This window comes from Acidobacteriota bacterium, assembly GCA_016716715.1.
Lineage (GTDB): Bacteria > Acidobacteriota > Thermoanaerobaculia > UBA5066 > UBA5066 > Fen-183.
In genome coordinates this window covers 457,269-471,571 of sequence record JADJVE010000001.1, presented here as the reverse complement: position 1 = coordinate 471,571, position 14,303 = coordinate 457,269, and the positions used below count along the sequence as shown (strand labels likewise).

Annotated in this window: 11 protein-coding genes; 3 read left to right on the top strand and 8 right to left on the bottom strand. The window is 69.5% G+C overall.

Annotation, left to right across the window (positions count from 1 at the left end; genetic code table 11):
- Positions 1 to 22 precede the first annotated feature (22 nt).
- Both IPL89_02100 and IPL89_02095 read left to right on the top strand, forming a co-directional pair.
- A complete protein-coding gene (locus tag IPL89_02100) occupies positions 23 to 904 on the top strand; it encodes a cyanophycinase (protein ID MBK9061983.1) in 882 nt (293 codons plus the stop codon).
- Positions 901 to 2,151, top strand: coding sequence for a CapA family protein (locus IPL89_02095; protein ID MBK9061982.1), 1,251 nt, complete (start codon positions 901 to 903; stop codon positions 2,149 to 2,151). Before IPL89_02100 ends, IPL89_02095 begins: the two co-directional genes overlap by 4 nt.
- A 3-nt stretch (positions 2,152 to 2,154) precedes the next feature.
- On the opposite strand, the gene IPL89_02090 is transcribed toward IPL89_02095, so the two are convergent.
- The 7 genes from IPL89_02090 to IPL89_02060 form a co-directional block, all read right to left on the bottom strand.
- Entirely contained in the window at positions 2,155 to 3,813 is a 1,659-nt protein-coding gene (locus tag IPL89_02090; GenBank protein MBK9061981.1) for a M20/M25/M40 family metallo-hydrolase, read from the bottom strand.
- A gap of 41 nt (positions 3,814 to 3,854) precedes the next feature.
- Positions 3,855 to 4,949, bottom strand: a complete 1,095-nt coding sequence (gene menC, locus IPL89_02085) for an o-succinylbenzoate synthase (protein MBK9061980.1) — start codon at positions 4,947 to 4,949, stop codon at positions 3,855 to 3,857.
- Between the two features lie 50 nt (positions 4,950 to 4,999).
- Positions 5,000 to 6,493 carry a succinylglutamate desuccinylase/aspartoacylase family protein gene (locus IPL89_02080; protein MBK9061979.1) on the bottom strand — a complete coding sequence of 498 codons (1,494 nt, stop codon included), beginning with the start codon at positions 6,491 to 6,493 and terminating at the stop codon, positions 5,000 to 5,002.
- Positions 6,494 to 7,912 (bottom strand): putative basic amino acid antiporter YfcC, encoded by a 1,419-nt coding sequence (gene yfcC, locus IPL89_02075; GenBank protein ID MBK9061978.1) that lies wholly within the window; start codon positions 7,910 to 7,912, stop codon positions 6,494 to 6,496. It abuts the gene before it with no gap.
- A gap of 64 nt (positions 7,913 to 7,976) precedes the next feature.
- Entirely contained in the window at positions 7,977 to 8,804 is an 828-nt protein-coding gene (locus tag IPL89_02070; protein ID MBK9061977.1) for an OmpA family protein, read from the bottom strand.
- Positions 8,805 to 8,838: 34 nt separating this feature from the next.
- Complete coding sequence (locus IPL89_02065) at positions 8,839 to 10,038, bottom strand: CoA transferase (protein MBK9061976.1); 1,200 nt, start codon at positions 10,036 to 10,038, stop codon at positions 8,839 to 8,841.
- Positions 10,035 to 10,967, bottom strand: a complete 933-nt coding sequence (locus tag IPL89_02060) for a hydroxymethylglutaryl-CoA lyase (GenBank protein MBK9061975.1) — start codon at positions 10,965 to 10,967, stop codon at positions 10,035 to 10,037. Before IPL89_02060 ends, IPL89_02065 begins: the two co-directional genes overlap by 4 nt.
- A 257-nt stretch (positions 10,968 to 11,224) precedes the next feature.
- Between IPL89_02060 and IPL89_02055 the strand changes: the two genes are divergently transcribed.
- On the top strand, positions 11,225 to 12,808 hold the full coding sequence (locus IPL89_02055) for a hypothetical protein (GenBank protein MBK9061974.1): 1,584 nt from the start codon (positions 11,225 to 11,227) through the stop codon (positions 12,806 to 12,808).
- Here IPL89_02055 and IPL89_02050 read toward each other — a convergent pair.
- On the bottom strand, positions 12,772 to 14,259 hold the full coding sequence (locus tag IPL89_02050; protein MBK9061973.1) for a hypothetical protein: 1,488 nt from the start codon (positions 14,257 to 14,259) through the stop codon (positions 12,772 to 12,774). The two genes, IPL89_02055 and IPL89_02050, sit on opposite strands and share 37 nt — an antisense overlap.
- Positions 14,260 to 14,303: the final 44 nt, after the last annotated feature.

The window sequence follows — 14,303 nt, the reverse complement described above, 5'->3', positions numbered from 1 at the left end:
CCCGTTTTGTTTCGGAGGTCTCGTGAAGGCACGTCTCCCGCTGACGATTCTCCTCGCGTCCCTCTGCGCCTCGCTGGCCTGCGCCCAGGCCCCCGCCCCCGCGGCGGCTCCTCCCCCGGCGCGAACCGGAAACCTCGTGCTGATCGGCGGCGGCGAAAAGCCGGACGACGCGATGAAGAAGTTCGTCGAGCTCGCCGGCGGGCCGGACGCGCCGATCGTCGCGATCCCGACGGCCTCGTCGGAGGAGGACGCGGCCGACTACTACGAGAAGCTGTTCAGGGAGAAGTACGGCTGCACGAAGATGGTTTCGCTCCGGATCAAGACGCGCGAGGACGCCGTGCGCACCGACTATGCCGAGCTCGCCGGCAAGGCGCGCGGCATCTTCTTCGGAGGCGGCGACCAGGTCCGCATCACGAAGGCGCTCCTCGACACGCCGGTCGGCAAGGCGATCGCGGACGCCTACGTGGGCGGGGCCGTCGTCGGCGGCACCTCGGCCGGGACCGCCTGCCAGAGCAAGCTCATGATCACGGGCGAAGGCGACTTCACCGGTATCCGGGCGAAGAGCGTCGAGATCCTCGAGGGGCTCGGCTTTTTCCCCGGCGTCGTCGTCGACCAGCACTTCGTCAAGCGCCAGCGAGAGAACCGCCTCTTCTCCGTGATCCTCGAGCACCCCGAGCTCCTCGGCGTCGGCGTGGACGAGACGTCGGCGATCTGGGTGCGTCCGGACCGCACGTTCCAGGTGATGGGCAAGAGCTCCGTGATGGTCTTCGACGCCGCGGGCGCGGTCGTCGCCCGTCAGCCGGACGCGGCCGGGAAAGACCTGCTCGGCGTCCACGGGCTGAAGGTCCACGTCCTCCTGCCGGGAGAAGTCTTCGACCTGAACTCGCGGAGCGTGCGCAAGTGAGAGCCGCGCTCCTCGCGGTTCTCCTCGCCGGATCGGCAGCGGCCTTCGCACAGGCGCCCGAGGCCGCCCCGTGGGACGACCGGGTCACCCGGCTCCTCCGGGAAGAGCCGGGCGACGTCATCGTGACGGCCGTCGGCGACATGATCTTCAACGAGAAGATCAGCGGCCTGCCCGAGCCCGATCACCGGAACCTCCTCCGGCTCCTGCACGAGGCGGACGTCGCGTACGGAAACCTCGAGTTCTCGATCAACGAGCACCCCGAGCTGCAGAAGCCGTTCTACAACTTCCGCGTGGGCCGGGAGTTCGCCTGGGAAGTGGCCGCGACGGGGATCAACCTCGTGAGCCTTGCCAACAATCACGCGCTCGATTTCGGCACGCCGGGTCTCCTGGACTCCATGAAGGCCCTCGAGCAGTCGGGGATCACGTTCGCCGGCGCCGGGCGCACGCTCGCCGAGGCGCGCGCGCCCGCGCGGAAGAAGATCCAGGGCCAGAAGACGCGTCTCGCGCTCCTCTCGTACATGCGTTACTGGACCGACCGCTACCGCTGCGCCGACCCCGCGGGGCCCTGCCTTGCCACGATCAACCCGGCCGTGATTCTCGTGGCGAAAGAGGACGGGAAGGTCGAGGCGGTCGAGGGCCCGATCGAGGACGACGTGAAGGCGATGGAGGACGACGTCGTCCTCGCGAAGAGGCACAACGACGTCGTCCTGGTCTCGCTGCACGTTCACGACGTCAGCCACTCCCGGGCTTTCGGCATCCAGGACACGACGCCGAAGAACGAGGAAATCACGTTCCGCCGGGCCGTCGACGCCGGAGCGGATCTCGTCCTCGGAACCGGCCCCCACGTCCTCCGGGGCATCGAGATCTACAAGGGCAAGCCCATCTTCTACAGCCTCGGGGATTTCATCTACCAGTACAGGACCCCGAAGAGGATCCCCGCCGACATCGTCCACCAGCGGGACTCCGAGATCGAGCGCCCGACGAACGTCTCGTTCAAGGACCGCCGGGACCCCCGCCAGGTCATGGAGAGCGTCGTGGTCCGGCTCACGATGAACAAGGAGAAGCTGCGGCGAATCGAGCTCGTGCCCGTGACGATCGACGACGAGGGGCCCCTGTACGGCGTCCCGCGCCTGGCGAACGCGAAGAGAGGTAAGGAGATCATCGAGCTCCTCCAGCGGCTCTCCGCGCCCTACGGGACGAAGATCGTCTCGAAGGGCTGGTACGGCGAGGTGGAGCTCGGTCCCTAGCCCTCAGCGGTCCGCGAGCAGCCAGGCCGTCGCGAGGGCGAGCCGCGCCGTCTTCTCGACCTCGCGCGCGTCGACCTCCGCGGGCGTGTCGAGGGGCTCGTGGTAGCCCTTGAAGAAGTTCCCGAAGAAACGCAGGAACGGGACGCGCGCGCGCGCGAAGTCGCGGTAGTCGCTCCCGCCGTGGACTCCCGGCGTCCGGTCGAGGTGCAGGGACACGCCGATCCCCCGCGCGGCCTGCGCGAGAACGGGCCCGAGGTCGGGCGCGAAGTCGGCGACTCCGGGCTCGGCGAAGTCCGCGGGCTTCAGGCCCTCGAGAAAGCGCCCGCCGTCCGCGAGCCCCGCGTCGGCCACGAGCTTCTGCATCTCGTCGGGCGTCCACGGGTGCCCGATCATGTCGAGGTTCATGTAGACCGCCGTCTTCGCGAGCGGCCAGAGCGGGTGGCGGACCCAGTGGGCCGAGCCGAACTTCCCCTCCTCTTCTCCGGTCCAGAAGACGAAGACGAGCGTGCGCTTCGGCCGCTCGCGCGAGGCGGCGAAGGCCCGCGCGATCTCGAGGAGCGCGGCGACGCCGGAGGCGTTGTCGTCGGCGCCCGGATGAATCGTGCCGTCCACGATGCCGAGGTGGTCGAGGTGCGCGCCGAGGACGATGGCCTCGCCCGCGAGCTTCGGGTCCGAGCCCGCGAGGACTCCGGCGACGTTCCGGGCGACGAGCGTCCGCTCTTTCCCGCTCGTCCGGAGCGTCACCGTCACGCCCGGCAGCGCGCGCGGCGCCCCTGCGGCGGGTCCGCCGAGCAGCGCCGCGCCCACGGCCGGCGAGACCCGGGCGAGGAGGATCCCGTCGGCGTCGAGCCCGTCGTCCGCGAGGCGCCAGAACGTCTTCTCGTCGGGCTTGTTCTTCGGCAGGATCTTCGTGGCCCAGTCGTCGCCCTCGACCGCGAGGACCGCGAGCGCGCCGAGTCGCTGCGCGAGCTCCCGCTTGGCCGTGTACCGGTCGTCGGCCTTCTCCGCGGCCCAGCGCTCCACGAGCGCCGGCGTCCGCCAGGCGGCGCCTTCGGGCGCGCCGCCGAGGAGGACGACGATCTTTCCCTTCACGTCGAGGCCGCGGTAGTCGTCGCGTTCCGGCGCCGTCTCGCGGATGCCGTAGCCTGCGAAGACGACGGTTCCCGTGAAGCTCCGCGCCGGGATTTGCGGGATCAGCGCGTCCACGCCAGACAGGAAGGCACGGCGGTCGACGTCGTCCCCGCGCCGCCGCTCGACCTCGATCGCGCCGGTCCCGGCCGTGATCTCGCGCAGCGGCACCGGCTGGAAGTACGTCTTCTCCGAAAGCGGCGGAATCCCGGCGAGCGCGAGGTGGGCCGCAGCGTATTCGGCGGCGGCGTCGAGACCGCGCGCCGCGAGGCCGCGGCCCTCGAGTGCGGGCGACGCGAGGAACCCGACGTGCGCGGCGAGCGCCGGAGCGCGAAGCGCCGCAACGGCCGCCGCGATCGGAGGCGGCAGCGGCTCGACCGTCGAGACGCGGATGAAGTCGGCGGAAGGGGACGAAGAGGAAGAGCTCTTAGAAGGTGAAGACAGCGGTGCCTGCGCCGCGGCCGAAACGGCGAAGCAGCCGCAAAGCGCGGCGACGGCCGCAAGGGACGGACGTCGCCAGCGTCCGGCGCTCATCCCTCTCTTCACCTTCAAAGAATCTTCTCTTCCTCTTACTTTCAAAGAATTCTCTCTTCCGACAGCTTCAAATGTGCGAGCCGTTCCTCGACGACGCGCGCGCCGAAGCCCGGCCCTTCCGGCACGTCGATGAACCCTTCGGCGTCGAGGACGACGCCTGGCTCGACGAGGTCCTCGTGGAAATAGCGGCTCGTCTCGGAGGTGTCCCCCGGCAGCGTGAAGCCGTCCAGCGTCTGCAGGTGGATGTTGACCGCGCGCCCGATGCCCGTCTCGTCCATCCCTCCCGACCAGACCGGGACCTCGCGCGCCGCCGCGTGCTCGAGGATGCGCATCGACTCGAGGATTCCGCCGACCCGGCCCTGCTTGAGGTTGAGGATCCGGCAGCCGCCGAGCGCGATCGCGGCCGCGGCGTCGTCGAGAGAGTGGATCGACTCGTCGAGGCAGAGCGGAGTCTTGAGGGACTTCTGCAACAGCGCATGCTGATAGATGTCGCTGTACGACAGCGGCTGCTCGATCATCGTGAGGCCGAACGCGTCGAGCCCGGCGAGGTGCGCCGCGTCGTCGAGCCGGTAGTCGCCGTTCGCGTCCACCATGAGCGGAAGGCTCGGAAACCTCTCTCGCACCGCGCGCACGTAGTCGAGGTCCTTGCCTTTCTGGATCTTCATCTTGACGCGGTGGTACTTCTTCGCGACCGCGTCCGCAACGGCCGCGACGAGCGCGGCGGGCGATTCCTGAAGGCCGATGCTGATGCCGGACATGATCTTCTTCCGCGGCGCACCGAGCAGCGCGTGGAGCGGGACGCCCTTTGCCTTCGCAATGAGGTCGAGGACGGCATTCTCCAGCGTGGCGCGCGCCATCGCGTTCCCGCGCACGTGGCGCATCCGTCGCTCGAGCTCGCCGAGCGTGATTCCGGGCGCGACGAGCGGCAGGAGGAAGTCCTTGAGGATGTGCCGCGCGGTCGTCGTCGTCTCGGCCGCGTAGAACGGGTCGGGATCGGCGACGCACTCGCCCCATCCCGTGACGCCGCCGGACTCGAGCCGGAGCAGCAGCGCGTCCTTCGTCGTCCAGACGGCCGTCGAGATCGCGAACGGGCTGACGAACGGCAGCCTCACGAGGACGAGGTCGACGCGGTCGATCGAGGGAACCTCTTCCAGGAGCAGGGCGTCGAGCGCCGCCGAGCTGCGCGTCACGGGATCGTGGCCTCGGGACGGACGACGCGCAGGACCGGGAGCGTCCCGTCCTTCCCGGCGAGAGCGCGGAACTGCGGATATTCGTAGAGGCCGTAGAGCGCAGCCGGCTCGAGGACGAGCGCGGCCCGCACGGCGGCCTCGCCCTCGAGCGGGATCCAGAGACTTCCCGCCCCGAGTTCGGCCGTCCGCGCCTCGCCGCGGCGGACGATCTGGCGCCCCGCGTACCGGCTGTAGACCTCGTCGAACGTGTCCTCGACGCGGAGCAGCGTCGAGGTCTCAGCGCTCACCGTGCGCGACGCGGCGAGAGTCTCGAACGGAATCCCGTGCCTCTCGAGCACGGGCTTGAACACCTCGGCGGCCCCGGGGACGACCGCGTAGCCCAGCGGCGTCGGAACCGTCGTCTTGACCGCCATCTCCGTCATCAGGTTCGCGGTCGGGACCTTGAGGACGCGGCCCGTCGACGCCTCGACGACGGGGAACTCCGTCACCTTCGCGCCCGGGTTCACCCAGAGATAGTTCGTCGGAAGGAACGCGGGAAGAGGCCTCGTCCGCGCGCGCGTGATCGCGGCGAGGTCCTCCGCGCGGCGGCTGCCGCCCGACAGGAAGCGGCGGTAGAGGACGAGGTACGCGTCCACGCGATTTCCGAGGTCTCCGGCGGGCGCGCCGCTCTCGAACGCGGCCGCCTCGATGATGAAGGAGAGGCCGCCGTACATTCCGACGGCGTTCAGGCCGCTGTCGACGTCGGGCGCCGAGTGGCGCTGCTCGCCGTCCGGCGGCGGCTCGCCCACCCAGTAGCGCAGGAAGGGGTGGCCCGCGTCCGCTTCGGCGGCGGCCGCCTCGTCGACCCAGCGTTTTGCCGCCGCGACGATGCTGCGATCGAAGAGCGGGTTGTTCAGCCCGTCCATCGTGATGTCGGGCCACTTCCGCCAGCCCTTCGCCCGCCACGCCTTCGGGTCGCGGCCGAACTCGTGGGAGTCCACCGCAACGTGGGGCCGCACGCGGCGGACGACGCGGTGGAGGGCCTGTGTCTCCGGTTGCTCGAGCGCGATGTGGTCGCGGTTGAGGTCCGCGCCGGCGGCGTTGCGGCGCGTCCCGGCCTCCGCGCCGTCGGGATTCATCATCGGCAGGATCCAGAGGTCCACGTCCGGCGGCAGGAGCGACGGCTTCCGCGCGATCTCCCGGATGAGATAGAGAAGCGCGTCCTTGCCGGAGATCTCGTCGCCGTGCTGCTGCGCGTAGAAGAGGACCTTCCATGCGGGCGCCGCGCCCGGCGGCGCGGTCGACAGGTGAACGAGATACACGGCGCGTCCCTGCGCGGTGCGGCCCTCCACCGATACGCGAACCGGGCCCTTGCCGTCGACGGAGCCGAGGAACGCCTCCATCTGCGCGTAGGAGACCGTCTTCTCGAGCTTGTGGTGGTTCTCGGGAAGGACGCCGGGCTCCCCGGCGGACAGGGCGGCGGCGAGGAGAAGCCGAGCGAAAGACACCATCTAGAACGGCCCCCAATGCATCAGGACCGGCGGAACCAGCAGGAGAAACGAGAGGGCGCACAGCGTCAGCATCAGCGGCAGGAACCAGCGCGCCCACGTCTCCCACGGGATCTTCGCCATCCCGAGGACGCCCATCGTGACGGCGGACGTCGGCAGGATCGGGTTGATGAGCTCGCAGAGCTGGTACGCGTACACCGTCGTCTGGCGCGTGAGCCCGACGAGGTCGGCGAGCGGCGCCATGATGGGCATCGTGAGGGCGGCCTGCGCCGTCCCGGAATGGATGAAGAAGTTGATGACCGCCTGGACGACGAACATCACCTGCGCGGCCACGACCGTCGGCAGCATGGAGATGACGCCCGAGCTGGCGTAGAGGATCGTGTCGAGCACCCTCGCCTCGCGCGCGATGATGAGGAGCGCACGCCCGCACGCGATGATCAGCGTGACGTTGACCATGTCCTTCGCGCCCGCGACGAAGCTCGTCGCGATCTCGTCGGGCTTGAGGCCCGCGACGGCGCCCATCAGGAGGCCCATCGCAAGAAACAGCGCGCCGATCTCCTCGATGAACCACTGCGCCTGCAGGATTCCCCACACGAGCGCGACCATGCCCGCAAGGAAGAGGACGACCACGAGGATCCGCCGGAAGGTCCAGGGCTCGGGCGGCGCGCTCGCGTCGAACGCGCTCCGGTCGCGAGCCTGGTCCAGCGCGTACACGGGGCTGGACTCCGGCCGGCGCTTGACGCGCGCGGCGTAGACCATCACCCACCCGACGATCACACCCGTGCAGACGAACCACGTGATCACCCGGTAGCCGAGACCGGAGTAGAGCGGCAGCCCGACCAGCCCCTGCGCGAGGCCGACCGTGAACGGGTTGAAGAAGGCCGCGCCGAACCCCGCCGCCGCGCCGAGGAAGGGAATCGAGACGCCGACGATCGAGTCGTACCCGAGCGAGAGGGCGAGCGGGACGCAGATGAGGATGAACGGGATGACCTCCTCGGACATGCCGAAGACGGATCCCGCGAGCGAGAAAATCGTCATGAGCACCGGGACCATCAGCTTCTCGAGGCGCGGCCTCGACGCGAGCGCCGCCGTGATCCTGCGGATGCCGAGCTCGACGATGCCCGTCGTCTGGATGACGTTGAACGCGCCGCCGATCAGGATGAGGAAGGCGATGATGAGCGAGCCGTCGAGGAAGCCGCGGATCGGCGCGATGACGAGCCACTGCGGGCCGAGGACGACCTTCGCGACGCGCTGGTAAGTGCCGGGGATCGTCACCTGCCGGCCCGCCTTCTCCATCGTCTGGTAGGTGCCCGAGGGCACGAGCCAGGACAGGACGAGGACGAAGACGATGAGGCTCCCCACGATCACGAGGGTGTGGGGCATGCGGATGCGGCGCTCGGGCGCCTGGGTTGCGTCGCTCATCACGCTTCGGTCACTTGAGTGTAGCGCGCGCTTGCCGCGCCGCTCGCGCGCCCTGCGCGGCGCCCTACTGCCGGACGAGCTCCACGCGGCGGTTCTTCGCGCGCCCCTCCTCGTTGTCGTTCGTGGCGATCGGGGCGAGCGGCCCGACGCCGTAGCCCTTCAGCCGCGCAGCCGCGACTCCGTGCACGGTCGTCAGCGCCGCGACGACGGCCTCGGCCCGCGCCTGCGAGAGCTTCATGTTGCCGTCGACCGCCCCGATCGCGTCCGTGTGCCCGACGACCCAGAGCTTCAGCGCCGGATCGGCCGCCAGGAGCTTCGCGACTTCCTTCAGGGCCGGAGTCGACTCCGGCTTGAGAACCGACTTGGCCGTGTCGAAGTAGATTCCCTCGACGGCGACGTGCCCCGCCGCCTTGAGGTCGTTCCCGAAGGACGCCGCGTCCGCGACGACGTGCTGCTCCATGGACTGCTTCTCGACGATGCGAAGCCAGATCGCCGAGTTCCCTTTCTCGGCCTCGGCCCAGACTTCCTTTCCGTCGACGACCGCCGAAAGGGTGACCCATCGCTGGGAGTCGGTTCCCTGCACCGTGCCCCCGATCTTCTTCAGCGCGTTCTCGTAGTTGCGGACGACGGCGAGCCCGGACTGGTCGTCCTTGCGGTCGTCGACCACATACGTGATGAACGTGAACTTCCCCTCGACCCTCTGCTTCTTCCCGCCGGTGACGCGGAACGTGTACGCGTCGAACTCCTTCACCTCGCACGACCCGATGCGGTAGTTCGGCATCCGCGTCGGGAAGAGCGCGTGATCGGTGCATCCCGCCCTGTCGGGCTTTGCCGCGAGTGCGACTCCGGAGCCGAGAAGGACCACGAGAATCGCGAGCCCGGTCTTCGTCATCGAACCCTCCTGCATTGTCACCGTTCGAGAGGCGTCAGATGACGCCGTTTCGCCTGAGTTCTGTGAGAGCGTCGTCGGAGTAGCCGAGCCGGCCGAGGATCTCGGCCGTGTGCGCTCCGAGGCGCGGCGGCGGCGCCTCGACGGCGGCCGGCGTCGCGCCGAAGAGCGCCGGGAGGTTGAAGAGCGGAATCGGCCCAATGCCGGGCGCGTCGACCGTCTGCAGCGTCCCTCGGTGAACGACCTGCGGCTGGTGGAGCGCCTCGTCGAGCCCGAGGATCTCGCCCGACGGGACGTCCCTCGCGTTCAGGATCGCGACCCAGTCCTTCGTCGTCTTTCCCGCGAGCTTCGCCTCGAGGAGTGGCGTCAGCTCCCTGCGGTTCTTCTTGCGCGTGTCGCGCTCGGCGAACCTCTCGTCCGTCTTCAGTTCAGAAACGCCGAGAGCGTCGCAGACCGACTCCCATTGCTCCTGCTTGTTCGCCGCGATGTTGATGAACCCGTCGCCCGTCCGGAACACGCCGCTCGGCGCGGCGGTGAAGTTGTCGTTCCCCATGAGGACCGGCTGCTGCCCGCCGATCAGGAGGTTCGCCGCGACCCAGCCCATGAGCGGCATGACCGCGTCGAGGAGCGCGACGTCGATCATCTGCCCCTCGCCCGTTCGCTCGCGGTGGTAGAGGGCCGTCATGATCGCGAACGCCGCCGTGAGCCCGCCGACCGTGTCGCAGACGGGGAAGCCGCAGCGGAGCGGGTTGAGGCGCTCGTCGCCGTTCACGGACATGGTGCCGGAGAGGCCCTGGATGATCTGGTCGTACGCGGGCTTGTCCGCGTCGGGCCCGTCCTGCCCGAAGCCCGAGATCGCGCAGTAGACGAGGCGCGGGTTTACGGCGCGCATCGCGTCCCAGCCCACGCCGAGACGCGTCATGACGCCGGGGCGGAAGTTCTCGACGACGGCGTCGGCCCCCGCGACGAGCTTGAGGAAGATCTCCTTCGCTTCCTTCTTCTTCAGGTTCAGCGTGATCGACTTCTTGTTCGCGTTCTGCGCGAGGAAGCTCGTCCCCATCAGCTCCTTGTTGAGCTTCGGGACGTTGCCGAGCTTTCGCGCGAGGTCGCCGTCCGCCGGGTTCTCGATCTTGATCACCTCGGCGCCGAGGAGCGAAAGGTGCAGCGTCGCGTACGGGCCGGACAGGACGTTCGTCAGGTCCAGGACGCGGACTCCCTCGAGCGCTCTCTTCGTCACGCCGGGACCTCCGCGTTCTTCGGACCCGTCGGCACGGGCCCCGTCCTGTGGACGCGCCCGGGCATCTCCCGATCGAAGAACGCCGAGACCGAACGGGCGACCTCGATCAGCGCGCCGAGGTTCACGTCGGGACGGAGGCCCGACCGCTGCCAGCCGGCGACGAGGTCCTCGGTCGCGACGTTCCCCGCCGCGACCTTCGTGAACGGGCAGCCCCCGAGCCCGGCGAACGAGGACTCGAACGACACGGCGCCCGAGCGCATCGCGGCCCAGACGTTCGCCATGCCGAGCCCGTACGTGTCGTGGAAGTGGCAGGCGGGCTCGGCGTCGGGCGCCAGCGCGGCGATCGCCCCGTAGAGCCTCTCGACCTGCTCGGGGTACGCGTGCCCGGCCGTGTCCGCGAGGGAGATGCGCCGGAAGCCAGCCGCGAGGTATTCCTTCACGATCGCAAGGACTCTCTCTTCGGGCACGGCACCCTCGAAGCCGCAGCCGAACGCGGACTGGACGGACACCTGCACGGCGCGGCCCGCCTCGACGGCCTTCTTCGCGGTCGCGACGATCCGGCGCGTCGCCTCCTCCGTTCCCATCCCGGTGTTCTTGCGGCTGTGCGTGTCGCTCGCGGAAACACCGAGGCAGACGAGCGGGACGCCGCAGAGGAGCGCGCGGTCGAGGCCCTTTTCGTTCAGGACGAGGCCCGAGAGCACGCCCTTCCCCGCCGGCCGCGCGGCAAGCTGGCGGAACAGCTCGTCCGTGTCCGCCATCTGCGGGACTCTCTCCGGGTTGACGAACGATCCGGCCTGCACGACGTCGACGCCCGAGTCGAGGAGCCTCTCGATCCACGCACGCTTCGTCGCCGTGGGAACCGTCCGCTTCTCGACCTGGAGGCCGTCGCGCGGCCCGACTTCGTGAAGGACGAACCGGCGTTTCGTCATCGAACTCCCTCAAACGATTCTGACGGTGGGCTCCCGCGCCTCAACTGAGTCAGCTGCATCAACGGACGGCGCCGGTCGGGCCGGAGACGAGTCACATCTGGCCGCGTCGCGGTTAGGTCCGGAACCGCCGTACGGCCATGGTGCCGATGCATCAGGAGGTTTCGTTCATCGCGGCAGTAGATTCCGTGCACACGCCGAGATCGAGGTCGCGCCGGTGCGCCCGGGTGCCTCGTGAGGTGTGTCGGCAGGAGGCGCTCGTGAGCTCAGGCGCGAGAACCCGGACGTCACGGTCATCGTCCCTTCTGAAGTCCGCCGGCGCCGCGCTCGTCGCGGCCGGCCTGCTTCTCTTTCTCGTCGAACGCACGGACCAGGCGCGCGCGCAGAGCGGGTCTTTCCGAGCCCCCTCCGCTGCCGGCAGCCGGGAGGTCTCTCGCCGTGTCGTCCAGGTCCGGTCGAGGGTGCCGAACGCGCAGACACCGCCGGGTTGCAACGAAACGGCCGTCAAGCTCATCGTGATCCAGAACCCGACCGGCTTCGTCGTGAACGGCTCGACCGAGACGTACACGATCACGGTGTCCAACGTCAGCAGCAATCCGCCGACGACCCTCGCCTGCGACGCGGACACGATCAACATCGACTTCTTCTGCCCGAATGCGAGCGGACAGCCGGACCTCCCGAACACCATCCACGTTGCGACCGGGTTCTCGTCCCCGTCGGAAACGTCCCACACGTTCACGTCGATCGGCTGCCCGATCAACGTGACCGGCGGCATTCTCACGGCCACGGCCCGCGTCGATTACTCCGGAATCGTGCACACCGCGCCGCTCTTCGACGACGCGGTCTCGGGAAGCAAGACGATCACCGTCGCGATCCTCGCCCCGACGCCGACTCCCCACCGACACGCCGACCTTCACGCCGACGTTCACCGCGACTCAGACGTTCACGGCGTCGAATACGCCGACCGACACGCCGACGCCAACGCCCACGAACACGCCCACCAGCACGTCCACGCCGACGATTACGCCGACGGTCACCCCCACGAACACGCCGACCAACACGCCCACCAACACGCCGACGCCCACGCCGATTCCGACGCCGACGAGGACCCCGACGGTCACGCCCACGAACACGCCTACCGACACGCCCACGCCGACACCCACACCGACGATTACTCCCACGGTCACGCCCACGAACACGCCGACAAATACGCCAACGCCGACGCCGACGCCGACGACTACCCCGACCGTCACCCCCACGAACACACCAACCGACACGCCCACGTCGACGAACACGCCGACGGTCACCCCCACGAACACGCCGACCAATACGCCCACGCCGACGCCCACGCCGACGATTACCCCGACCGTCACCCCCACGATCACGGGCAGCGCGACTCAGACGTCGACGCCCACTCCCACGCCCACAAATACCCCGACCGTCACCCCCACGGTCACGCCCACCGCTACGCCCACACCGACGAATACGCCGACGAACACGCCGCCGGTCAGCCCCACGATCACGAACACGCCCACGGCGACGGCGACACAGACGACGACTCAGACGCCAACGAGCACCGCGACGTCCACGCTGCCGTCGACTCCGACGATCACCGCGACCTTCACCGCGACGAGCACCGCAACCGCGACGAGCACCGCAACGGCGACGCCGACCGGCACGCCGGGCGGCGGCGGCGGCGACCGGCCCGACGTTCCGGCGTTGTCACCCGCGATGCTCGTCCTGCTCGGCCTGGCCCTGACGGCAGCCGGCTTCCTCGGCTCGCGGAAGGGCTGACGCCCCTAGCGCCTCAGTTCGTCGCCTTGAACTTCACCGCCGGCGTGTAAGGGGCCCAGTTCGTCTCCGGGGCGAACGGCCCCGACGGCTTGCCTGTGGACCGCCACACGGCATCGGCGTCGACGTCCGTGCCGACCGCGATGGGAGGCGTGCTGTTGAGGCCGACGTTCAGAGACTCGTACGGGCCGGCGGCGCCGATCGGGACGTAGCCCCACGTGTTCGTGTTGTACGCGACGCCGTAGACGAACGTGTTGGGGAGCGTGATCCCGCTGAGAGTGAACACGATCGGGAACGCGTAGCCGCTGTAGCAGGTCCCGTTGCTCGCCTTCCACTTCGAGGGGTCCGCGCACGTCGGATCGGCCGGCGGCCGCCACGGGACGAGCACATTCTGCGTGACGCTCCCGAGGTCGGGCGTGTGGGCCGCCGCGTGGCTCGCGTCCGAGTAGAGGTTCAGCGTGATCGGGTGCGTGTAGCCCGCGGCGCTCATGCCGGGGTAGCTCGAGAGGAGGGACCAGCTCGACATGAGCACCGTCGCGGAGACGGCCTTGCGCGCCGTGCCCGCGAGCGTGATCTGGTCGCCGACCTCGGAGTTCTGGCAGCACTGGAAGCCTTCACTCGGCACGTTCGGCGGCGTCGGCGAGGGGATGCTGTCGAAGATGGTCGCGGCCGCGAGAAGACAATCCCTCAGCGCCGCATAGTCCGTCGCCGAGACCACGCACGACGTGTCGAAGGTGCCGGTGGCGCCGGTCGGGCCCTGCGGGCCCGTCGGTCCGGTCAATCCCTGCGGACCCGTCGGTCCGGCCGGACCTGCGGGGCCCTGCGGCCCCGTTCCGCTGGCGGCGCTGATCGACAGCGTGCCCGCGCCCGGCGTGAGCGTGATGTTGCTTCCCGCCACGAGCGTCAGATCCCCACCCTGGCCGTTCAGGCTGTTCACGACGCCGAGAGGCGAGTAGTAGCCGTTCGTATCGAGGACGAGGTCGCCGCCCGACACGCCGAATGCCACCGAGATCGCTCCGGACGCGCTCAGCGGAACGACGGCCGCGTTCGCGACGACGTCGTTCGCGACGAAGTTGAGCGTCGAGACCGCCGGGAACGCGCCGCCCTCGGGGTACAGCGTCAGGAACCCGGGGCCGACGGGGTTCACCGCGGTCGCGTTCAGCGAGATCGCCTTCGCGTCCGCCGGGATGCCGCAGACGCCGACGAGCGTGTAAGTCCGCACCGTCGCGGCCGGAAGAAATCCGCCCGTGAGCGGAGCGCCGTTGCCGCGCGTGTCGACGAGGCGGCACGGCGTGACGGCCACGAACGGGAGCGGGGCGCCCGGCCCCGCCGCGAGCGCCCGGCGGCCTCCCGCGGCATGCGCAGCGGCGGGCGGCGCGAAGTAAGAGGGCGCGGACCAGTTCGCCGGCCCCTGCTCGAGCGCATCGGCGGCGCGGGCCGCGGGAACGGCGGTCAGAGCGAGAGTGAACAGAACGATGGTCGTGATCGTGCTTTTGAGGGCCACAATTTCTCCTGAAGGGGCGCGGAAGACCGCAGCCCTGCGCCCCT

Excerpts from the sequence above, each read along its gene's own strand:
- IPL89_02090 (MBK9061981.1), bottom strand. The coding sequence starts at position 3,813 with ATGAGCGCCGGACGCTGGCGACGTCCGTCCCTTGCGGCCGTCGCCGCG.
- IPL89_02080 (MBK9061979.1), bottom strand. The coding sequence starts at position 6,493 with ATGGTGTCTTTCGCTCGGCTTCTCCTCGCCGCCGCCCTGTCCGCCGGG.
- yfcC (MBK9061978.1), bottom strand. The coding sequence starts at position 7,912 with ATGAGCGACGCAACCCAGGCGCCCGAGCGCCGCATCCGCATGCCCCAC.
- IPL89_02070 (MBK9061977.1), bottom strand. The coding sequence starts at position 8,804 with ATGACGAAGACCGGGCTCGCGATTCTCGTGGTCCTTCTCGGCTCCGGA.
- IPL89_02060 (MBK9061975.1), bottom strand. The coding sequence starts at position 10,967 with ATGACGAAACGCCGGTTCGTCCTTCACGAAGTCGGGCCGCGCGACGGC.